The organism is Pseudomonas sp. FW300-N2F2 (genome assembly GCF_017351655.1).
GTDB classification, from domain to species: Bacteria; Pseudomonadota; Gammaproteobacteria; order Pseudomonadales; family Pseudomonadaceae; genus Aquipseudomonas; species Aquipseudomonas fluorescens_AA.
Genome location: NZ_JACNDQ010000001.1, coordinates 3,391,621 through 3,416,414 on the forward strand (window position 1 = coordinate 3,391,621; position 24,794 = coordinate 3,416,414).

Annotated in this window: 1 protein-coding gene; it reads right to left on the bottom strand. The window is 64.1% G+C overall.

The genetic code is table 11. The features are described from left to right. Positions 1-50 precede the first annotated feature (50 nt). Positions 51-24,794 (bottom strand): non-ribosomal peptide synthetase (locus J4E63_RS14585; RefSeq protein ID WP_207282428.1); only part of this gene is annotated, 24,744 nt, incomplete at its 5' end.

Consider the following 24,794-nt stretch of genomic DNA (forward strand, 5'->3'; position numbering starts at 1 on the left):
CCCGGCCAACGTGGCGCCGGGCTCCATGGATGCGCGTCAAGGAGAGACAGTCATACGTAGTCACTGGCGGCCTCCTCGTCGAGCATGGGAAGGCCGTCCTGCCACCAGGCTGCCAGGTTGTGTACGTGAGGGGCCTTGAGGATCGTGAAGTGGTTGCCCGGACCGTACCAGATACTGAGGTCGGGGATATGCTTGCGCCATCCTTCGATCATTTGTTCCTGTTCGCGTTTGTTACCGGCCGTGTCCAGGGTTGGATCATCGGCCAGCACCAACCGCACCGGCCCGGTGTAGCGATGTTGCGGTTGATACACCGTGCGCAGGGCCGTACCGAAGGCCCGCGCCGGACCGCGCATCGAATCCACCGCCGAACGCTGCGGCAGCATGCCGGCCCGTACCATGCCCGCATGCAGCAAGCGCATCTGCGCGGTATCGTCCTGGGTACCGAAGACCGTGGCATCGATCCCCAACGACTTGCCGGAAGCCAACTGCATCGCCTCGATCAGCCGATTCAGCACCCCCGTCGCGGTATAGGGCTTGCCCACCACGCCATTGCCGCCAGGCGACTCACTGTCGATCAGCGTCAACGAAGCCACCTTGCGACCCCGGGCATGCAGGCGGGCCGCCATTTCGAACACGATCCAGCCGCCGAAGGAATGGCCGAGCAGGTGCACCGGCCCCTCCGGTTGGACCTTATCGATCGCGTCGAGGTACACCTGGGCGGCCGTCTCCACGAGGCTGAAAGGCTCCGTGCTGCCGTCCAGCCCGCGGTGCTGCAGCCCATGAATAGGCCAGTCAGGACCGAAGGCATCGGTCAACCCGATAAAACCGGTCACGCTGTCGCCAGCTCCCGGCACGCAGAAGATCGGCGCTCGATCGGTACGCCCGCCCTGGATCGTCAGCAGCGGCTGGAAATTCTTCCTGGGCGCAGGCGCCGGGCGTAATGCGATGGTGCGAAGCACATCGTCAATGGCCTTGCCCAATGCGTTGACCTGCGGGGCCTGCATCATCGTCTGGTGGTTGCCCGGCACCGTGACGCAGTGCATCTGCGCCTTGGGCAGGACGGCGTCCCAACCCAGGTAGCCGGAATGCTCAGGCGCATCGTCCTTGCGCTCCTCGGCGACCAGCAGGTGCACCGGCACGGAAATCGGATACACCGAGTAATGGGCCAACGCATGACCGTGGGCGACCTCTCGGTCCAGGTACTGCCAGAGCTGGGCCGCGCTGTACTCAGCCAGCTCAGGCGGCAGCAAGCCTTCGTCGCCACACTGTTGCACCAGGCTTTCGAACCCGAAGTCGCTCAGTCGGGTCTGCAAGCGGGCCAGTTTTTCGAGCACCGACGCCAGGTCAGTCTCACCCACGGCACCGGCCCTCCAGAACACCTCGCAGCGGTCCAGCAAATGCCGTGTGTGGGCCTCACCCGGTGACCAGCGCTCCCGGCCCTGGTCCACCAACCGCGGCAGATAGCTGTCGATCAGACCGACGAACTCGACCTCTTCGTCCAGGCCAATGAGCTGGATGGCGATCTCGTAAGCCAACACACCACCGAACGACCAGCCGGCCAGGCGATAAGGCCCTTTGGGTTGTACCGAACGAATGATCCCCACCAGGCGCGAGGCCATGCACTCCATCGTTTGCAACTGCGGCTCACCCCATTCGACGGCAGGCAAGCCATACACCGGGATATCCGGATCGATGTGCTTGCCCAGCATCGGGAAGTAAAGATCCAGGCCGCTGAACTCGTGCACCAGGAACAGTGGGTTCTGCTGGCCGGTGGTGCGCACCGGTACAAAAGCTTCCTGCGCCTGGACTTCGGTGCTGCGGGTCTGCAGCAACAACGCCATGGACGCGACGCTTTCGTGCTGGAACAACTCGGCCAGCGACATCGTCAAGTTGGCTTGGGCCATCAGCCCCAGCAAACGAATCGCCAGCAGCGAGTGCCCACCCAATTCGAAGAAATTGTCGTGGCGACCGATCTGTTGCAGGCCCAGCACGTCTTGCCAGATCTGCGTCAACACGGTTTCGACTTCGCCTTGAGGGGCCTCGTAGACACTGCTGACGACGGCATCCTGGTCCGGTGCCGGCAGTGCACGGCGGTCGAGCTTGCCGTTGGCGGTCAGCGGCAGTGCATCGAGTCGCACGTACGCCGCCGGTACCATGTAGTCGGGCAGTTGAGCGTGCAAATACTGGCGCAGGTCTTCGATTGGCAGCGCCTCATCCACCGCGCGCTGGGTGAAGTACGCCACCAGGCGCTTCTCACCCGGGGCGTCTTCACGCATCAGCACCACCGCGTCCTTGACCTCGTCATGCTGGCCTAACCGAGCTTCGATCTCCCCCAGTTCGATGCGGAAACCACGGATCTTCACCTGGTCGTCGTTGCGCCCCAGGTAATCCACCGTGCCGTCCGCTCGCCAGCGCGCCAGGTCGCCGGTGCCGTAGAGCAAGGCACCGGGATCGGCATTGAACGGGTCGACAACAAACTTCTCGGCGGTCAGCTCGGGACGATTCAGATACCCTTTCGCCACGCCATCGCCACCGATGTACAACTCGCCGGCCACGCCGATGGGCACTGGCTGACGATTGGCGTCCAGCACATAGACACGGGTGTTGCCGATCGGGCGACCAATGGGAATACCGCCCTCGCCCACGCTCTTGATCTCATGGGTGGTGGTGAACGTGGTGGCTTCGGTCGGGCCGTAGCCGTTGAGCAGGTGCTGCGGTGCGCCTTCTTTCAGGACGCGGCCGATCACCGCCGGGTCGAGCACATCGCCACCGACGATCAGGTAGCGCAATTGGGCGAACGCCGTCATCAGCCCCGCGGCGTATTGATGGAACAGGCCGGCGGTCATCCACAGCACGCTGACCGATTGCTCTTGCAGCAGCGCCGCAAAACGTTCCTGTGTCAGCAGCACGTCCTGGTCGACCACCACCACACAACCGCCGTTGAGCAACGGTGCCCAGACGTCGAGGGTGCTGGCGTCGAAGGCCGGGTTGGAGGCAAAGGCCACCCGGTCCTCGGCATTGAAGTCGGCGTAGCCGTTGTTGATCACCAGGCGGTTGATCGCCCGGTGCGGCACCTGCACGCCTTTCGGGGTGCCGGTGGAACCGGAGGTGTACATGATGTAGGCCACCGATTCGCCGCTTTGCGTCAGGTTGAGGTTATCGGCGGCTTCATTGAAGACCAGCGTATCCAGATCCAACCGTTGCGAGGCTTCGGGCGCTACCGCCGTGCCCGACGTCAGTACCACCTGTGCCCCGCTGTCCTGCACCATGAACTGCTGACGCTCCAGCGGCGCGCTGACATCCAGTGCGACATAGACGGCGGCGCATTTGAGAATCGCCAGTTGACTGACCAGCAGCTCGAGCGAACGCTCCAGCGCAATCGCCACCCGATCGCCCGGTTGCACACCGAGGCCAACCAGATGACGGGCCAGGCGATTGGCCCGGTGGTTCAATTCGGCGTAGGTCAGGCTGTGGGCGTCATGCACTGCGGCAATGGCTTGCGGACGCTCGTTGGCCCGTGCCTCGAACAGGCCATGGACGGTCCTGTCCTGGGGATAGCGACGGGTGGTCGCGTTGAAATCCACCAACAATTGCCGACACTCGGCCGACGGCAGGATCGACACGCTGTTCAAAGGTGTGTGCGGCGCTTGCTCCAACGCCTCCACCAGCCGCTCCAGGGCAATGTTCATGTAGACGCACATCCGTTGCGCACCGATCTGCGGCACCGCCAGCGCCGATACGCTGAAACCTTCGCCCAAGTCATCCACCGACAAGGTCAACGGGTAATTGGTGCGCTCCTCACTGCCCAGGGCCTCGATGCCTTCCCAGGCGGCGAACGCTTCGCTCGAAGCGGTGCCCATCGCGCTGTGCCGATAATTGAGCAAGGCGCTGAACAGCGGCATTGGCGCGGCGACGGCACTGCAACGCTGGGCCAACGCCAGCGAGGCGTGCTCGTGCCCCAGCAGATCGGTCAAGCGAGCGTGGGTGGCTTTCACCCCATCACGCACGCCTTGGGTACCGACATCCACCCGCAACGGCAAGGTATTGATGAACATGCCCAGTGCCCGGTCGGCGCCATCGCCGCCCTGCATCCGCCCCATCAACACAGTGCCAAAGACCACATCCTGCCTGCCGGACACTTTGCTCAGGACCTGCGCCCACGCCAAGTGATGCAGGCTCGCGGCGCTCACGCCCAACTGACGGGCCTGGGCCCGCAGACGGCGGCTCAGGTCGGCGGCGAGGTTGAGTCCGGCGGCTTCGATATCGCTGCCGTCGCTGCGCACATCCAGCAAGCCGAACGGCAGCGTGGGTTCGTCGACATCACCGAGCATGTCGCGGAAGAAGGTTTCGTGTTCCTCACGGCTCACGCCCAAGCGGGCCTGGGCCACGTAGTTGCGGAACGGCACCGCTGCGCCCAACTGGTCAGCGTGACCCAACAAGTGCGCCTGCATTTCGTGTTGCACCACTTCCAGCGCCGTGTGGTCGAGGGCCATGTGGTGGAACAGCAGCATGGCGATCCAACGCTGGTTGGCGGCGTCATGAGTGAACGCCAAGCGCATCAACGGTGCCTGGCGTACATCGAGGCGCACATGCTGCCGGTCGAAACGTTCGAGCAGTTGCGCGGTGACGTCATGGCCCGGTTCGAAAACACACTCATCCAGAATCAGTTGTGCCTGACGAACAACCACTTGCACGGGCTCGCGCAGGCCTTCCCAAAGCACGGCGGTGCGCAAGATGTCGTGCCGGTCGATGACGCCTTGCAATGCATCGACGAAGGCATCCAGCCGGGTACTGTCCTTGAAGTTGAAGGTGGCCTGCTGCACATAGAGATCGCCCTGCTGCGAAGCCAGGTGGTGATACAAGATGCCTTCCTGCAGCGGCGCCAGGGCATAGATGTCCTGGACATTGGCCACACCGCCCGGCACCGCCGCGACAATCTGTTCGATCTCCCCTTGCGACAGAACGGCCAACGGCAGCATGTCCGGTGTGATGCGTGTGCAACCGGCCGGGATAGCGTTTACCGGCACCACAATCTCCGTTGTGCCGCCCACAGCCGCCGCCAGGGCCGCCAACGTCGGCTGGCCGAACAGCACGCGCACATCGGCGCTCAGGCCCACCTGGCGCATGCGCTCGATCAACGTGACCGCCAGCAGGGAATGCCCACCCAGTTCGAAGAAGTGGTCATGACGCCCCACCCGCTCGACCTGGAGCAAATCGGCCCACAGCTGCGCCAGCGTGGTTTCCACGGTGCCCTGCGGGGCCTCGTATTCGCGGGTGATCACCGCGTCCAGGTCCGGTGCCGGCAGCGCCTTGCGGTCAAGCTTGCCGTTGGGGGTCAGCGGCAGCGTATCGAGCCGCACGTAGGCGCTCGGCACCATGTATTCCGGCAGTTGCCCTGACAGATGAGCACGCAGGTCTTCGAGGTCGGCGAAAGCTTCTGGCGCATGCGGGGTGAAATAAGCCACCAGGCGTTTCTCGCCCGGTGCATCTTCACGGGCCAGCACCACGGCTTCCTTCACCGCGTCATGTTGCGCCAACCGGGCTTCGATCTCGCCCAACTCGATACGGAAACCACGTATCTTCACCTGGTCATCGTTGCGCCCCAGGTACTCGATGTTGCCGTCCGGCAGGTAGCGACCCAGGTCGCCGGTGCGGTACATCCGCGCATTCGCCGCACGGCTGAACGGATCCCGCAGGAAGCGCTCGACGGTCAGTTCCGGACGGTTCAGGTAACCCCGCGCCACCTGCACACCGCCGATGTAAATCTCCCCGGCCACGCCCATGGGCACCGGTTGTTGATGACCATCGAGCAGGTAGATCCGGGTGTTGGCAATCGGCTTGCCGATCGGCGTGCTGTCCGGCGTCTCTGCACCCGCACAATCCCACGCGGTCACGTCCACCGCCGCTTCGGTCGGACCGTACAGGTTGTACAGCCCAGTGTGCGGCAATTGCGCCTTGAAGCGCCGCACCAGATGGCCAGGCAACGCCTCGCCGCTGCACATCACCCGCACCAAACTTTCGCACTGACTTGCCTCGCCATGGGCCAGGAATACATCGAGCATCGACGGCACGAAGTGCAGCGTGGTGATGCCCTGGGCCTGGATCACTTCGCGCAGGTACGCCGGGTCGCGATGCCCACCAGGACGGGCCATTACCAACCGCGCACCGCTGAACAGCGGCCAGAAGAATTCCCACACCGACACGTCGAAGCTGAACGGGGTCTTTTGCAGCACCGCGTCGGCGGCGGTCAAGCCGTATTCGTCCTGCATCCATAGCAGGCGATTGACCACCGCGCCATGCTCGTTCATCACGCCCTTGGGCAGGCCGGTGGAGCCCGAGGTGTAGATGACATAGGCCAGGTGATGGGCATGCAGGCCTTCGACCTGGGGATTGTCGGTTGGCTGCGTCGAGAACCCTTGCGCCTCATCCAGCAGCAGGGTTCGCGCCTGCGTCGCCGGCAGGCTCGCCTGCAACGCACGTTGGGTCAGCACCACCATGGGCGCGCTGTTCTCCAGCATGTAGGCCAGGCGTTCGTGGGGATAATCCGGGTCCAGCGGCACATACGCCGCGCCGGCCTTGAGAATGCCCAGCAAGCCCGCGACCATGTCCAGGCTGCGATCGGCGCAGATCGCCACGCGGTCATCCGGGCGAATGCCCAGTTCCAGCAGGCGATGGGCAATCTGGTTGGCCCGCTCATTGAGTTGCGCGTAACTCAGTTGCGCCTCGCCGGAGACCACGGCAACCGCGTCCGGACTGGCCGCGACCCGCGCCTCGAACAGGCCGTGCAGGGTCAGGCCCTGCGGGTAGTCGACCGCAGTGGCATTGAGCGTTTCCAACAGGTTCTGACGCTCGTTGTCACCCAGCAGCGGAATCTGCGCCACGAGGGTCTGTTCATCAGCAACCATGGCCCGCAGGACACTCTCCAGGTAGCCGAGGTAACGCTCCATCGTGGCGGGGTCGAACAACGCCGTGGCGTATTCCAGCGCGCCGAACAGGCGCCCGTCGATCAGGGCCATGTCCAGCAACACGTCGAATTTCGCGGTGCGGCTGGTCACACCCAGCCCTTGCAGCGATATATCGCCCAGTTCCAATCCCGTGGCTTCGTTGTTCTGCCATGACAGCATGGCCTGGAACACCGGGCTATGGGACAGGCTGCGCAATGGCCGGACCACCTCCACCACCTGTTCGAAAGGCAGGTCCTGGTGCGCCTGGGCATCCAGGGTCCGAACCTTCACTTGTTGCAACAAGGCTTGCACCGTCAGTTCATCCGCCACATCGACGCGCAGCGCCAGCGTGTTGACGAACAGGCCGATCAAGCCCTCGACTTCCGCCTGCATGCGGTTCGCCACCGGCGTGCCGATGACAACGTCGTGCTGGCCGGAGAGGCGACTGAGCACCGTGGCCCAGGCGGCCATGACCGTCATGAACAAAGTGGCACCATGGCGCTGGCTCAACGCCTTGAGGCCTTGGGTCAGGGTTTCGTCGAGGACAATCCCCACCGCAGCGCCGGCGTGATCCTGCTGCGCAGGCCGTGGCCGATCGGCGGGCAACGTCAACAGGGCCGGTGCGTCGGCCAGGGTTTGCCGCCAGAAGCGTTCCTGGTTGTCCAAGACCTCCCCGGTGAGCCAGCGCCGCTGCCAGAGGGCATAGTCCGCGTACTGAATCGGCAACGCCGGCAATGGATCGTCCTGCCCCTGACGGAACGCCTCATACAGCACGCCCAACTCATGGGTCAGCAGATCGGCGGACCAACCATCCGAGACGATATGGTGCAGGGTCACCAACAGCACGTGATCATCGTCCGCCATCCGCACCAGTCGGCCACGTACCAACGGGCCGTGGGCCAGGTCGAAAGCCTGGCTGGCCTCTTCCTCGGCCAGGGCCAGCAGCTCGGTTTCGGCGTCCGCTCGCCCTGCCAGAGCCTGCAACCGCAACGCGAAACCGACATCCACCGGGGCAATACGTTGCTCTACTTCCTGCCCCTGCGCCTGCACAAAAGTGGTACGCAAGGCCTCGTGGCGGGCCACGATACGGTCCAGTGCACGCGTGAGCGCCGAAGTATCCAGCGCGCCTCGCAGGCGCAGGCCCGTGGGGATGTGATACGCCGCACTGGTCCCATCCAATTGCGCCAGGAACCAGAGGCGCTGCTGGGCGAAAGACAACGGCAACGCCTGTTCGCGGGACACCGGCACGATACCGGGCCGGGTGCTGTGCGCCGCCTGGGAGAGCACCTGGGCCAGCGCACTCAATTGCGGTTGGGCAAAGACATCCCTCAGGTTCAGCTCCACGCCCAATTGTTCGCGCACCTGGGCGATCAAGCGCATCACCAGCAAGGAATGCCCACCCAGTTCGAAGAAGTGATCGTGGCGGCCCACCGACTCGACCTTGAGCAGGGTTTGCCAGATCTGCGCCAGAACGACTTCCGTGTGGCCCTGGGGCGCTTCATGGGTGCGGCTGGCGTACGCCTCGGCATCGGGTGCCGACAAGGCCTGGCGGTCGAGCTTGCGGTTCGGCGTCAGCGGCAGCGCGGCCAGGCTGACGAACGCACCTGGCAGCATGTACTCGGCCAGTTGCACCGACAACTGCGCGCGCAGGCTCGCCGCGGTCAGGCTCACTCCAGCCTGCGGCACCACATAGGCCACCAGGCGTTTGTCGCCCGGCGTGTCTTCGCGCACGATCACCGCCGCTTCCTTGACCCCGGCACAGTCACCCAGCCGGGCCTCGATCTCACCCAGTTCGATACGGAAGCCACGGACCTTGACCTGGAAGTCGTTGCGCCCCAGGTATTCGAGGCGTCCGTCCGGACGATAACGGGCCAGGTCGCCGGTCTTGTACAGGCGCGCATCGGGCTGATCGCTGAACGGATCGGCCAGGAAGCGTTCGGCATTGATGGCGTCAAGGTTCAGGTAACCGCGCGCCACACCGTCGCCACCGATGAAGATTTCCCCCGCGACCCCGAACGGCACCGGCTGGCGGTGCGCATCGAGCAGGTAGATACGGGTGTTGGCCATCGGCCTGCCGATGCTGGCATTGCCGAGGATGCCATCGACCGCGTCATGCTCCATGTAGGCGGCGGTGCAGGACACCGTGGCCTCGGTCGGGCCATAGGTGTTGACCAATCGGGTATGCGCCGGACGAACCGCGTCCCACATCTGCAGTTTCTGCGTCGACAAGGCGTCACCGGTGACGTTGATCAACCGCACGTCGCGCAAATAGTCCCGAGCCTGGGCCGGCGAGTTGTGCCATTCGGCCGCGAGGGTATGCCAATGGGCCGCTGTCAGGTGCAGGAAGGTCGGGCGAATATCGCCGTTTTTTTGCAACTCGGCACTGCCAAACAGCTGTCGGGTCGGCGCCAGGGTGGCACCGGCCAGCAGCGCCGGGAAGATCTCTTCCACCGACAGGTCGAAGTTCAAGGTGTTCTGCTGCAACACCGTGTCGTCCGGTGTCAGGCCAAACAAGCGGACCGCATCGACGCAGTAGTTGACCAGGCCCCGGTGTTCGATCATCACCCCTTTGGGGTTGCCGGTGGAGCCCGAGGTGTAGATGACGTAGGCCAGGTGACGCACGCCCAGGGACGCAACGAGCGGATTGTCGTCGCGACCGGCGGCAATGCCGCAGCGCACGCGCTCGGCGCGGTCGAGCAGCACCACCGGCACCGTCAACACGGGCAGACGATCTAGCAACTCACCTTGGCTCAGCAGCGCCACCGGGGCACTGTCGGCGAGCATGTAGGCCAAGCGTTCGGCTGGAAACGCCGGGTCAAGCGGTACGTAACCGGCACCGGCCTTGAGAATGGCCAACAGGCCGATGAGCATGTCGGCACCGCGTTCAACGCAGATCGCCACCCGATCATCCGGGCCGATGCCCAGGCCGATCAGGTGATGAGCCATCTGGTTAGCCTGGCGGTTCAGTTCGGCGTAACTCAGTCGCTCATCACCGAACGCGACAGCGATGGCGTCCGGTCGAGCCTCAACCTGGGCTTCGAACAACTGGTGGATCGTCTGTTCACGTGGGTACGCGGCCTGGGTCGCGTTGAGGCCTGCCAGCAAATGCTCACGTTCGGCGTGGTCCAGCAGCGCGATCCGTTCGATCCCGGTCTGGTCACTGGCGACCATGGCCCGCAGCAGGCGTTGGAAGTAGCCGAGGTAACGCTGCACCGTGCCCTCGTCGAACAACGCCGTGGCGTATTCAAGGGCACCAAACATCTGCCCTTGGATCTCGCTCAGTTCCAGGGACACGTCGAATTTGGCAACGTTGCTTGCCGCACCCAGGCCTTCGAGTTTCAAGTCCCCCAGCACCAGTTCGGTGTTGTCATGGGTCTGCCACGACAGCATGGCCTGGAACAGCGGACTGTGGGCCAGGCTGCGCACCGGTTTGAGCACCTCCACCACTTGTTCGAACGGCAGGTCCTGATGCGCCTGGGCGCCAAGGGCCTGGGCCTTGACCCGGGCCAGCAAGGTTTCTACCGTCGGCGCCCCCGAGAGATCGATGCGCACGGCCAAGGTGTTGACGAAGAAGCCAATCAATCCTTCGACTTCCGACCGCGTGCGGTTGGCCACCGGCGAGCCGATCACCACTTCATCCTGGCCCGAAAGCCGGCTCAACAACGCTCCCCAGGCCGCCATCATGGTCATGTACAAGGTGACGCCGTGGCGCTGGCTCAGGGCCTTGAGGCTCGCGGTCAAATCGGCGTCGAAGACCACCGGCAATGTCGCCCCGGCATAGTCCTGTTGCGCAGGACGCGCACGGTCGGTGGGCAGCATCAACAAGGCTGGCGCATCGGCCAGGGCCTGTCGCCAGTAATCGCTTTGGGTTTGCAGCACCTCGCCGCTCAACCAGCGACGTTGCCAGACAGCGTAGTCGCTGTACTGCACCGCCAGCGCCGGCAGTGGATCGTCCAGGTCATGACGAAACGCTTCATAAAGCGCCGTCAATTCCTTGATCAACACGCCAATGGACCAGCCGTCCGAGACGATGTGGTGCATGGTCAGCAGCAACACATGGTCTTCGCTGCCGAGGCGGACCAGCCGGCCCCGGATCAATGGCCCCTGCTCCAGGCTAAAGGTATCCGTGGCTTCCTGCGCCGCCAGTGCGTGCAGTTGGCCCTCGGCATCGGCCAGGCCGCAGAAGTCATGGTGCAGTAGCGCGAACCCGACATCGGCGGGCGCGATACACTGCCGGGCCTCCTGTCCCCGCACCGGCACGAAGGTGGTACGCAGGGCCTCATGGCGGGCGACAATACGGTCCAGAGCCCGCTGCAAGGCGAGGCGGTCCAGCACACCGCGCAAGCGCAGCCCCGCAGGTATGTGGTAGGCCGCGCTCGCCCCTTCCATCTGTGCCAGGAACCATAGGCGCTGTTGGGCGAACGACAAGGGCAAGTCGTCCTTTCGAGAAACCCGGACGATCTCCGGCAACGTGCTACGCCCGGCAAGGGCCACTGCCTGCGCCAACCCCATGAGCTGGGGCTGGGCGAACAGTTCGGTCAGGCCCAACTCCACACCCAGGCGCAGACGCACCTGGGAAATCAATTGAATCGCCAGCAACGAGTGGCCCCCCAGTTCGAAGAACTGGTCATGACGACCGACCTGTTGCAGGCCCAGCAAATCTTGCCAGATCTGCGCCAGGGTGGTTTCGACCTCGCCTTGCGGGGCTTCGTAGCCACGGGAAATGACGGCATCCAGATCCGGCGCCGGCAGCGCCTTGCGGTCGAGCTTGCCGTTCGGCGTCAGTGGCAACGCGTCCAGGCGCACGTAGACGGCGGGCACCATATAGGCCGGCAGTTGCGTTTGCAGGTGCGTGCGCAGGGTTTCGATTTCTACTGCTTCGTCAGGCGAATGTTGGGTGAAATAGGCGACCAGGCGCTTGTCGCCCGGTACGTCCTCACGGGCCAGGACTACGGTTTCGTTCAAGGCATCGTGTTGCGCGAGCTTGGCTTCGATCTCGCCCAACTCGATGCGGAAACCACGGATCTTCACCTGGTCATCGTTACGGCCCAGGTATTCGATGTTGCCATCCGGCAGATACCGGCCCAGGTCGCCCGTACGGTACATGCGGGCGTTTGGAGCCGTGCTGAATGGATCTTTCAGGAAACGCTCGGCCGTCAGGTCGTCGCGGTTCAAATAACCACGAGCGACCCCGGCACCACCGATGTAGATTTCGCCCGGTACGCCCAATGGCACGGGCTGCTGGTGCTCGTCCAGCAGGTAGAACTGGGTGTTGGCCACGGGTTTGCCGATGTGCGCGGCAAACCCGTCTTCGCGGGCCATCGACACCCAACTTGAGTAAGTCGTGGTTTCCGAAGGGCCATAGAGGTTGCACAGGCGCTTGACCTGGGTCTGCTCGAACAACGTCTCCACCAGGCTGCGCTTGAGGGCTTCACCGGCGACATTGACCGTGTCGACACCCTCGCCCAACCCGCCGGACTCCAGCAACGCCTTGAGCGCCGAGGGCACGGTGTTGATCAGGGTGATGTCGTGCTCGCCCTGTTGCAGTTCCAGCACATTAGTGACCACTTCGATGCTGCCGCCCGAGGTCAGCGGCGCGAAACATTCATAGACGGCCAAGTCGAAGTTCAGCGACGTCGAGAACAGGGTTTTCGACAGGGTTTGAGCGTCAAATGAGCGATGGGCCCAGGTCAGGAAGTTCACCGTGTTGCGGTGCTCGATCATCACGCCCTTGGGCAGGCCGGTCGAACCCGAGGTATAGATGACATAGGCCAAGTGCGACGAGGTCAGGCCCGGCACCTGTGGATTGGGCGCCGCCTCGTCCTGCCAGACGCCTTTGTCGAGGTCGATCACCGGTACCGCCGTCTCGCCCAGCAAGCTGCGCGTAGTCCCTTGAACCAGGATCGCCGCCGGGGCGCTGTCTTCCAGCATGTAGGCGATGCGGTCCAGCGGGTACGCCGGATCCAGCGGTACATAACCACCACCGGCCTTGAGGATCGCCAACAGCCCCACGACCATGTCGATACCACGCTCGACGCAGATCGCCACCCGCGAATCGGGCTCCACGCCCTGCTTGCGCAGGTAATGGGCCAAGCGGTTGGAGAGCCCATTGAGCTCACGATAATTGAGCTGATGCCGGCCATGGCGCACCGCCACGGCATCCGGCGTGCGCAGTACCTGGGCCTCGAACAGGCCATGGATGGTCTGCTCTTGCGGATAGTCCGCGTGGGTGGCGTTGAAGTCCACCAGCAACTGTTCGCGCTCGGCTGCCGGCACAATCGGCAGTTCACGCAACGCCCGTTCAGGCGTCTGCTCCAATGCTGCCACCAGGCTTTCCAGCGCTGTATGCATGTAACCGCAGACACGTTGGGCACCCACTTCGACCACTGCTTGAGCGGTGAACCGGAAGCCTTCGCCCAGGTCGTCCACGTTCAAGCACAAAGGATAGTTGGTGCGTTCTTCCATGTGCAGGGTTTGCATCCCCTGCCAGGCCGAGATGGCCTGGTCGGACACCGCTTCAGCCGCGCTGTGTCGATAATTGAGCAAGGTGCTGAACAATGGCAGCGAGGTCGGTACGCCACTGCAACGCTGCGCCAGGGACAACGAGGCGTGCTCGTGCCCCAGCAAGGCCGACAACCGGCCATGGGTCGCCTTGACTCCGGCGCGGGCGCCTTGAGCGCCGACACTGACGCGCAATGGCAACGTATTGATGAACATGCCCAGGGCCCGATCGGCCCCGTCGCCGCCCTGCATCCGCCCCATCAGCACGGTGCCGAATACCACCTCTTCACGGCCCGAAACCCGCCCGACCACATGCCCCCAGGCCAAGTGAACCAGGCTTGCCGCGCTCACACCGAGTTGACGGGCCTGGACACGCAGGCGCTGCGCCAGCGCGGCGTCGACGTCCTGATGTGCTTCTTCGATACCGCTGCCATCACCCTGCACATCCTGCAAGCCGAACGGCAACGTTGGTTCATCGATATCGCCGAGCATCTCACGGAAAAACGCTTCGTGCTGCTCACGACTGACCCCCAGTCGCGCCTGGGCCACATGATTGCGATACGGCACCGCGGGCGAAAGCAAGTGCGCCTGGCCCAAGAGACTGGCCTGCATCTCGTGCACCACGACCTCAAGCGCCGTGTGGTCCAACGCCATGTGATGGAACAACAGCATGCCGACCCAGCGCTGATTCGCCACGTCCTGGGCAAAGACAAAGCGCATCAGCGGTGCCTGGGCAATGTCGAGACGGTAATGACGCGGATCGAAACGCTCGTGCAGTTGCTGCACCACCTCGCCCCCCGCCGGATCCACCTCGATCTCTTCAAGGCCCAGGGTCGCATGGCGCCATACCACTTGCACCGGTGCTTCCAGACCTTGCCAGACCATGCTGGTGCGCAAGATGTCATTACGCGACACCACGCTCTGCAAGGCCTGGGCAAAGGCTTGCAACCGTTCGCGGTTGTCAAAGCCGAACAGCACCTGCAACACGTAGGGATCGCCCTGCTCCGCGGCAAGGTGGTGGTAGAGAATCCCCTCCTGCAATGGCGCCAGGGCGTAGATATCCTGCACGTTCGTCACGCCACCCGGCACCGTGGCCACGATTCGGTCGATGGCGTCCTGGTCCAGATCAGCCAGGGGCAACATGTCCGGGGTGATCCGCGTGCAACCGTCCGCAATCGCATTGCCCGGTACCACGACCTCCCTGACACCGCCCACCGCGGCGGCCAACGCGGCCAGCGTCGGCTGGCCGAACAGCACCCGCACATCGGCGGCCAGGTCGACCTGGCGCATACGTTCGATCAGTTTCACGGCCAGCAACGAATGGCCGCCCAGCTCGAAGAAATTGTCGTGACGACCGACCCGTCCAAGCTTGAGCAAGTCCTGCCAGATCCGCGCGATGGTCGTCTCGACCTCGCCTTGCGGGGCTTCGTATTCACGGCTGATCACTGCCGATTGATCCGGCGCTGGCAAGGCCTTGCGATCGAGCTTGCCGTTGGTGGTCAACGGGAACGCGTCAAGGATCACGAAGGCGCTGGGGACCATGTGCTCCGCCAGCGACCGCAACAACTGTGTACGCAAGTCGACCGCCGACGGTTGCGCACCCTCTGTGGCAATCACATAAGCCACCAGGCGCTTGTCGCCCGGCTCGTCCTCGCGAGCGATGACCACTGCCTCGCTGACCCCCTCGCAGGCGGCCAAGGTCGCTTCGATCTCGCCCAGCTCGATCCGGAAACCGCGGATCTTCACCTGGTCGTCATTGCGGCCCAGGTACTCGATGCTGCCGTCCGCCAGCCAGCGACCCAGGTCGCCGGTCCGGTACATCCGCGCATTCGGCTCGGGGCTGAACGGGTTGTCGAGGAAGCGCTCGGCGGTCAGTTCGTCGCGGTTCAAATAACCGCGGCTGACACCCGCGCCACCCACGTACATCTCACCCACCACCCCCACCGGCGCCGGCTCGCGCTGGGCATCGAGCACGTACAGTTGCAGGTCGGGAATGCGCTTGCCGATGGGGCTGACACCCGTCGACTGTGCGTCAGCCGCTTCAAGCGCTCGATACGTCACGTGCACCGTCGTTTCGGTGATGCCATACATGTTCACCAGTTGTGTCCCGGCATTGGCTACACGGGCATACCACGGCTTGAGCATGCCGGTTTCCAGCGCTTCACCGCCAAAGATCACCTGGCGCAGGCTGTGGCGCAACTCGCTCTCGCCCTGGGCCGCGATCAACTGCCGGAAAGCACTTGGGGTCTGGTTCAGCACCGTGACCCCGGCCTCGCACAACAGCGCATAGCAGTCTTGCGGAGAACGACTGACCAGTTGCGGCACCACCAGAAGACGGCCGCCATGGGTCAACGCGCCCCAGATTTCCCAGACCGAGAAATCGAAGGCGAAAGAATGAAATAGCGCCCACACGTCCTGCGGGCCAAAGTCGAACCAGGGTTGGGTCGCCGAGAACAGCCGCGCGACGTTGCGGTGCTCGACCATCACCCCCTTGGGCAAACCGGTGGAGCCGGAGGTGTAGATGACATAGGCCAAGTGGCTGGAGTCCAGGCCCGGCACTTGCGGGTTGGCGACGGATTCGTCCTGCCAGCTACCGTCATCGAGTTGCAGCACCGGCATCGAGACGCCCGCCAACAGACGATGCGTGGCGGCGTGGGCCAACAGCGCAACCGGCATGCTGTCACGCAGCATGTAGGCAATGCGTTCCGTCGGGTAGGCCGGGTCCACCGGCACATAACCGGCGCCGGCCTTCAGGATCCCCAACAAGCCGACGATCATGTCCAAGCCACGCTCGACACAGATCGCGACCCGGTCATCCGGGCGAATGCCCTGCGCCAGCAGGCGATGTGCGACCTGGTTGGCCCGGGCGTTGAGCTCGCCGTAGGTCAGCGTCCGCTCTTCGAACATCACCGCCATGGCCTCTGGCTGTGCCGCGGCCCGGACTTCAAACTGAGCATGGATGAGCGCGTCCTGGGCAAATGCAACACCCGTACCGTTCCAGCTCTCGAGCAATTGCCGACGCTCGGCCGGCGGCAGGATCTTCAACCCGCTCAAGGGAGCCAGCGGCGATTGCTCCAGCGCCTGAACCAGATTCTCCACAACGCATTGCACATAATTGCAAACACGCTCGGCGCCAATGGGTGCCTGAGCCATGACGGTCAGGTTGAAACCTTCACCCAAGTCATCCACCGACAACGTCAACGGATAGTTGGTGCGCTCCTCACCGTCCAGTGTCTGGATACCCTCCCAGGCCGCAATGACTTCGCTGGAAGGCGCCTGCGCACCGAGATGGCGATAGTTGAGCAGCGCGCTGAACAACGGCGTCGGTGCCGCCACGCCACTGCAGCGTTGCGCCAGGACCAACGAGGCATGCTCGTGCCCCAGCAGCGCCGTCAAGCGTGCATGGGTCGACTTGACGGCGGCACGTACACCTTGCGCGCCCAGGCTCACCCGCAGCGGCAAGGTGTTGATGAACATGCCCAACGCACGATCGGCCCCTTCACCGCCCTGCATGCGCCCCAGCAGCACGGTACCGAAGACCACGTCTTCCTTGCCCGAGACTTTGCCCAGCACCAGCGCCCAGGCCAGGTGATACAAGCTTGCCGCGCTCACGCCAAGCTGACGCGCCTGCACGCGCAGACGCTGGCCAAGCTCGGCATCGACTCTCTGGCGGACCTCCTCGATATCGTGCCCGTCACCCTGTACATCCTGCAAACCGAAGGGCAGCGTCGGTTCAGCCACATCACCCAGCATCTCGTGGAAAAATGCTTCATGTTCCTCGCGGCTGACGCCGAGCCGCGCCTGTGCCACGAAGTTGCGATACGGCACCGACGCCGCCAGTGCCTGTTCGCCGCCGGACATGTGCGCGCCAATTTCCGCCGCGAGCATGGCCAGCGAGGTCGCATCATCGACCATATGGTGGAACAACAGCATGCCCACCCAGCGGTCGTTCGCCACGTCTTGTGCGTAACCAATGCGCATCATCGGCGCCTGACGAATATCCAGGCGATAGTGGCGCGGATCCAGACGTTCGCGCAGTTGCCGGGCGATATCCCCCGCCGCCGGGTCCAACATGATCTCATCGAACCCCAGCCGCGCCTCGCGCCAGACCACTTGAACCGGTTCGTCAATGCCTTCCCAGACCACGCCGGTGCGCAGGATGTCGTGCCTGGATACCGTGCTTTGCAGTGCCTTGGCGAAAAGATCCAGGCGGGCACGGCTGTCAAAAGCGAACAGTATGTATTGCAGATAAGGATCACCTTTGGCCGCCGCGACGTGGTGATACAGAATGCCCTCCTGCAGCGGCGTCAAGGCATAGATGTCCTGCACATTACCCACGCCACCGGGCACCGTCGCCACGACGCGGTCGATCTCGTCCTGGCTCAACGTGGCCAGCGGCAACAGGTCCGGTGTGATCCGCGAACAGTCGTCCGGGATGAGGTTGGCCGGCACCTGGACTTCCTGGCAACCGCCCACCGCAGCCGCCAACGCCGCCAACGTCGGCTGGCCGAACAGCACGCGGACATCGGCCGCCAGGTCGATCTGGCGCATGCGCTCGACCAACTTCACCGCCAGCAACGAGTGGCCGCCCATTTCAAAGAAGTGGTCGTGGCGGCCGACCCGCTCGACATGCAGCAGGTCTTGCCAGATCCTGGCAATGGCGATCTCGACCTCGCCTTGAGGGGCCTCGTATTCACGGGTCACCACCGACGACTGGTCCGGCACCGGCAATGCCTTGTGGTCCAGCTTGCCGTTGGTGGTCAACGGGAACACCGTCAACATCACGAATGCGCTGGGCACCATGTATTCGGCCAGCGAACCCAGCAGCTCATCGCGCAGCTCGGCAGCCGATGGCGGCTCGCCTTCCTCGGCAATCACATAGGCCACCAGGCGCTGATCGCCCGGCGTATCCTGGCGCGCCACCACCACGGCCTCCCGTACACCATTGCACGCGGCCAGCTTGGCTTCGATCTCGCCCAATTCGATACGGAAACCGCGGATCTTCACTTGGTCGTCATTGCGGCCCAGGTACTCGATGCTGCCGTCCGCCAGCCAGCGACCCAGGTCGCCGGTCCGGTACATCCGCGCATTCGGCTCGGGGCTGAACGGGTTGTCGAGGAAACGCTCGGCAGTCAGCTCGTCACGGTTCAAATAACCACGACTGACCCCACCGCCGCCTACGTACATCTCACCTGTCACCCCCACCGGCACCGGCTCGCGCTGGGCGTCGAGCACGTACAGTTGCAGGTCGGGAATACGCTTGCCAATCGGGCTGACGCCGGCCAACTGCGCGTCGGCTGCGTCAAGGGGACGATAGGTCACGTGCACCGTCGTTTCGGTGATGCCGTACATGTTGACCAACTGCGTTCGGGCATTGGCCTGGCGGGCGTACCACGGTTTGAGAATCCCGGTTTCCAGGGCCTCGCCACCAAAAATCACTTGCCGCAGGTGGTGACTCAGGTCGCTTTCACCCTGGGCCGCAATTAGCTGGCGGAAGGCACTCGGCGTCTGGTTGAGAATGGTCACACCCGCTTCGCACAACAAGGCATAGCAGTATTGCGGTGAACGGCTGACCAGTTGCGGCACCACCAGCAAGCGGCCACCGTGGGTCAAGGCGCCCCAGATTTCCCAGACCGAGAAGTCGAAGGCAAAGGAATGGAACAGCGCCCACACGTCTTGTGGGCCAAACTCGAACCACGGCTGGGTCGCCGAAAACAGCCGGGCGACGTTGCGGTGCTCGACCATCACGCCCTTGGGCAGGCCGGTGGAGCCGGAGGTGTAGATCACGTAGGCCAGGTGGCTGGCGTCCAGGCCTGCCATGTCGGGATTGTGCCGCGGTTGCTGGCTCATTTCATCGGTGTCGGCCGGGTCGAGCACCAGGGTGGGCACCGGTAATACCGGCAGGCTGTCGCGCCATTGCGACTGGGTCACCACCGCCACGGGGCTGCTGTCATGCAGCATGTAGGCGATGCGCTCGGGTGGATAAGTCGGGTCCAGCGGCACATACCCCGCGCCGGCTTTGAGGATGCCCAGCAGGCCAATGATCATGTCCAGGCCGCGCTCGACACAGATGGCGACCCGATCGTCCGGACGAACACCCAGGGCCACGAGGCTGTGGGCCAGTTGGTTGGCGCGGGCATTGAGCTCGCCGTAGGTCAGTACCTGCTCTTCATGCACAACGGCCACGGTGTCGGGTTGAGATGCGGCCCAGCCCTCGAATTGCCGATGGATCAGGGCATCGTCGGCATAGGTGACGTCGGTCGTGTTCCAGGTTTCGAGCAATTGCCGGCGCTCGGCCGATGGCAGGATCGCCAAGGCGTGGAGCGGGGTTTGCGGTGCCTGCTCCAGGGCCATGACCAGGCTTTCCAGGGCCACCTGCATATAACCGCAAATACGCTGCGCACCAATGGCCGTATCGACCATCGCCGTGAGGAAGAACCCCTCACCCAGGTCATCCACGTTGAGGGTCAATGGATAATTGGTCCGCTCATCACCGCCCAGTGCGTTGATCCCGCTCCAGGCCGACAGGGCGTCCTGGGTCACCTGGACCGCGCTGTGGCGGTAGTTGAGCAAGGCGCTGAACAGCGGCGTCGGCGCCACCACGCCACTGCAACGTTGCGCCAGTGCCAACGAGGCATGTTCGTGGCCCAGCAAGGCGGTCAAGCGCCCGTGAGTGGCCTTGACGCCGCTGCGCACGTCCTGGGTGCCCACATCCACCCGCAACGGCAAGGTGTTGATGAACATCCCCAGGGCACGGTCGGCCCCGTCACCGCCCTGCATCCGGCCCAACAAGACCGTACCGAACACCACCTCCTGCTTGCCCGATACCTTGCCCAGCACCTGTGCCCAGGCCAGGTGAACCAGGCTGGCGGCACTCACCCCCAGGTGGCGTGCCTGCACCCGCAGGCGCCTGGACAGCGCAAGATCGACAGGCTGGCGCTCCTCATCGATGCCATGCCCCTCACCCTGCACATCCTGCAAGCCAAAAGGCAACGTCGGCTCGTCGATATCGCCGAGCATCTCGCGGAAAAACGCTTCGTGTTCTTGTTCGCTCGTCCCCAGGCGGGCCTGGGCCACGTAGTTGCGATACGGCATCGCGGCGCCCAACTGCTCGCCCTGTCCCAGCAAATGCATTTGCATTTCATGTTGCATCACATCCAAGGCGGTGTGGTCCAGCGCCATGTGATGGAACAACAGGATCGCGACCCAGCGGTCCTGGGCCTCGTCCCTTGCGTAAGCCAGGTGCAACAACGGTGCCCGGCCCAGGTCCAGGCGATAGTGCCGCGCATCGAAGCGGTTGGCCAGTTGCGTGGCAATGTCGCCAGCCGTGGCATCCGGCACAATGCACTGTGATTCAAGCAGCACCTGGCGCCAAACCACTTGCACCGGCTCATCCAAGCCTTCCCAGACCACACTGGTGCGCAAGATGTCGTGGCGATCGATCACCACCTGCAGCGCCCCGATGAAGGCATCCAGGCGTTCACGGTTGTCGAAGGCAAACTGTGACTGGAGCACATACGGGTCGCCCTGCTCGGCGGCCAGGTGATGGTAAAGAATGCCTTCCTGCAGCGGCGCCAGCGGGTAGATGTCCTGCACGTTGCGGGCCCCACCCGGCACCGTGGCAACGAGGCGGTCGATGGCGTCCTGGGACAGGTTGACCAGCGGTAACAGATCAGGGCTCATGTGTTCGCAATTCAGAGGAATCAGGTTCGCCGGAACGCTGACTTCCCTGCCGCTGCCAATCGCCGCGGCCAGCGCGGCCAAGGTGGGCTGGCCGAACAGTACGCGCACGTCGGCGCTCAAGCCGGCCTGGCGCATGCGCTCGATCAGCGTGACCGCCAGCAGGGAATGGCCGCCGAGTTCGAAGAAGTGATCGTGGCGCCCCACCTGCTCGACCTTCAGCACGTCCGCCCAGATTTGCGCCAGGGTCTGTTCCACCTTGCCCAGCGGCGCTTCATATTCACGAGAGGCATAGGCCTCGGCATCCGGCACCGGGAGTTCACGGCGATCCAGTTTGCCGTTGGCGGTCAGCGGGAAGGCTGGCAGTACCACGAACGCGCTGGGCAGCATGTAGTCGGCCAGCACGCTCGACAATTGCTCGCGCAAGGCATGTACCGACAAGGTCACTCCCGGCTCAGGGATCACATAACCCACCAGGCGCTTGGGACCGGCATCGTCTTGCCGCGCCAGCACGACCGCGTCTTTCACGCCTGGGCATTCGCCCAAGCGGGCTTCGATCTCGCCCAGCTCGATGCGGAAACCACGGATCTTCACCTGGTCGTCGTTGCGCCCCAGGTAATCCACCGTGCCGTCCGCGCGCCAGCGCGCCAGGTCGCCGGTGCGGTAGAGCAAGGCACCAGGGTCGGCATTGAACGGGTCGGCGACGAACTTCTCGGCGCTCAGCTCTGGGCGATTCAAATACCCTTTCGCCACGCCGTCGCCACCGATGTACAACTCGCCAGCCACGCCGACGGGCACTGGCTGACGATTGGTATCCAGCACATAGACACGGGTGTTGCCGATCGGACGACCAATCGGGATACCGCCCTCGCCCACGGTCTTGATCTCGTGGGTGGTGGTAAACGTGGTGGCTTCGGTCGGGCCGTAGCCGTTGAGCAGATGAGCCGGTGCGCCTTCTTTCAGGACGCGGCCTATCACTGCTGGGTCGAGCACATCGCCACCGACGATCAGGTAGCGCAATTGGGCGAACACCGACATCAGCCCCGCGGCGTATTGATGGAACAGGCCGGCGGTCATCCACAGCACGCTGACCGATTGCTCTTGCAGCAGCGCCGCAAAACGTTCCTGTGTCAGCAGCACGTCCTGGTCGACCACCACCACGCAACCGCCGTTGAGCAACGGAGCCCAGACATCGAGGGTGCTGGCGTCGAAGGCCGGGTTGGAGGCAAAGGCCACCCGATCCTGGGCGTTGAAGTCGGCGTAGCCGTTGTTGATCACCAGTCGGTTGATCGCCCGGTGCGGCACCAGCACACCTTTCGGGGTGCCGGTGGAGCCGGAGGTGTACATGATGTAGGCCACCGATTCGGTGCTTTGGATCAGCCGCAGATCATGGTCCGCCTCGGTCTCCAGGACCACGCTATCCAGATCCACACGGGCAACCCCCTCAGGCACCGCCATCGCGCTCAGGGTCAGAAGCCTCCGGGCACCGCTGTCACGCACCATGAAATCCTGACGTTCGAGCGGTGCGCTGACGTCCAGCGGCACGTAGACCGCGGCGCACTTGAGAATCGCCAGCTGGCTGACCAGCAGCTCGATCGAGCGTTCCAGCAGAATCGCCACGCGATCACCCGGTTGCACCCCCAGGCCAATCAAATGACGGGTCAGGCAATTGGCCCGGCGGTTCAACTCGACGTACGTCAGGCTGTGGCCGTTGTGCACAACCGCGGTTGCCTCCGGAAGCTCCTTGGCCCGTGCCTCGAACAGGCCATGGACGGTCCTGTCCTGGGGATAGCTGCGGGTGGTGGCGTTGAAGTCCACCAGCAATTGCCGACGTTCGGCCGACGGCAGGATCGACAGGCTGTGCAACGGCATCTGCGGAGCCTGTTCCAGCGCTTCGACCAGGTGTTCCAGGGCAATGTTCATGTAGACACATATCCGCTGCGCGCCGACCTGCGGCACCGCCAGCGCCGACAAGCGGAAATCTTCGCCCAGGTCATCCACCGACAAGGTCAGCGGGTAGTTGGTGCGCTCTTCGTTGCTCAGCAGTTGAATACCGTCCCAGGCCGCCAAGGCTTCGCTTGAGGCAACGCCTGCGGCACTGTGCCGATAATTGAGCAAGGCATTGAACAACGGCAGCGGCGCGACCACGCCGCTGCAACGCTGGGCCAACGCCAGCGAGGCGTGCTCGTGCCCCAGCAGGCCGGTCAGGCGAGCGTGGGTGGCTTTTACACCGTCACGCACGCCTTGGGCTCCGACAGCCACCCGCAATGGCAAGGTATTGATGAACATGCCCAGTGCATGGTCAGCACCGTCGCCGCCCTGCATCCGGCCCATCAGTACGGTGCCAAACACTACGTCCTGCTTGCCGGACACCTGCCCCAGCACGTGCGCCCACGCCAGGTGATGCAGGCTCGCGGCGCTCACGCCCAGCTGACGGGCCTGGGCCCGCAAACGGCGGCTCAGGTCGGCAGGCAGGCTCAGGCCGGCCTCTTCGATATCGCTGCCATCGCCGCGCACGTCCAGCAAGCCGAACGGCAATGTCGGTTCGTCGACATCACTCAACATGTCGCGGAAGAACCCTTCGTGCTCCTCACGGCTCACGCCCAAGCGGGCCTGGGCCACGTAATTGCGGAATGGCACCGCTTCACCCAACTGGTCGGCCTGGCCCAGCAGGTGCGCCTGCATCTCGTATTGCACCACTTCCAGCGCCGTGTGATCGAGGACCATGTGATGGAACAGCAGCATTGCCACCCAGCGCTGATTGGCCGGGTCGTGGGCGAATGCGATGCGCATCAACGGCGCCTGTTGCATGTTCAGACGGTAATGCAGCGTGTCGAACCGCTCGCGCAACTGCCCGGCGATATCGCCCGCCTCCGCACTCAGCACAAACTCTTCCACCGCCAATTGCGCTTTGCGCCAGACCACCTGCACCGGCTCGTCCAGGCCTTCCCAGACCACCGAGGTGCGCAGGATGTCGTGTCGATCGATGACGCCCTGCAGGGCCTGGGCAAACGCCTCCAGCCGCTCGCGATCCGCGACGGTGAACGTGGCCTGCAACACATAGGGATCCCCCGTGTGCGCAGCGATGTGGTGATAGAGAATGCCTTCCTGCAACGGCGCCAACGGGTAGATATCCTGCACGTTGCGCGCACCACCGGGCACCGTCTCCACAAGACGATCGATGTCCTGCTGGTCCAACGCCACCAAGGGCAGCATCGCCGGCGTAATCCGGGTACACCCCAGCAGGATACCGTTGTCCGGCACCGCGACCTCGCCGCCACTGCCGACTGCGGCGGCCAGCGCCGCGAGCGTTGGCTGGCTGAACAGCACCCGCACGTCCGCCGACAAGCCGAGTTGGCGCATCCGACCAATCAAGCTGACGGCCAGCAGCGAATGCCCGCCCAGTTCGAAGAAATGGTCGTGACGACCCACGCGCTCGACCTTGAGCAAGTCTTGCCAGAGCTGCGCCAGGCTTATCTCGACCTCGCCTTGCGGCGCTTCGTAACCACGGGAGATGACGGCATCGAGATCCGGTGCAGGCAGGGCCTTGCGGTCGAGCTTGCCGTTGGGGGTCAGTGGCAAGACATCCAGGCGTACGTAGGCGGCCGGCACCATGTAGGCTGGCAACTGCGCTTGCAGGTGCGTGCGCAAGGTCTCGATGTCCACCAC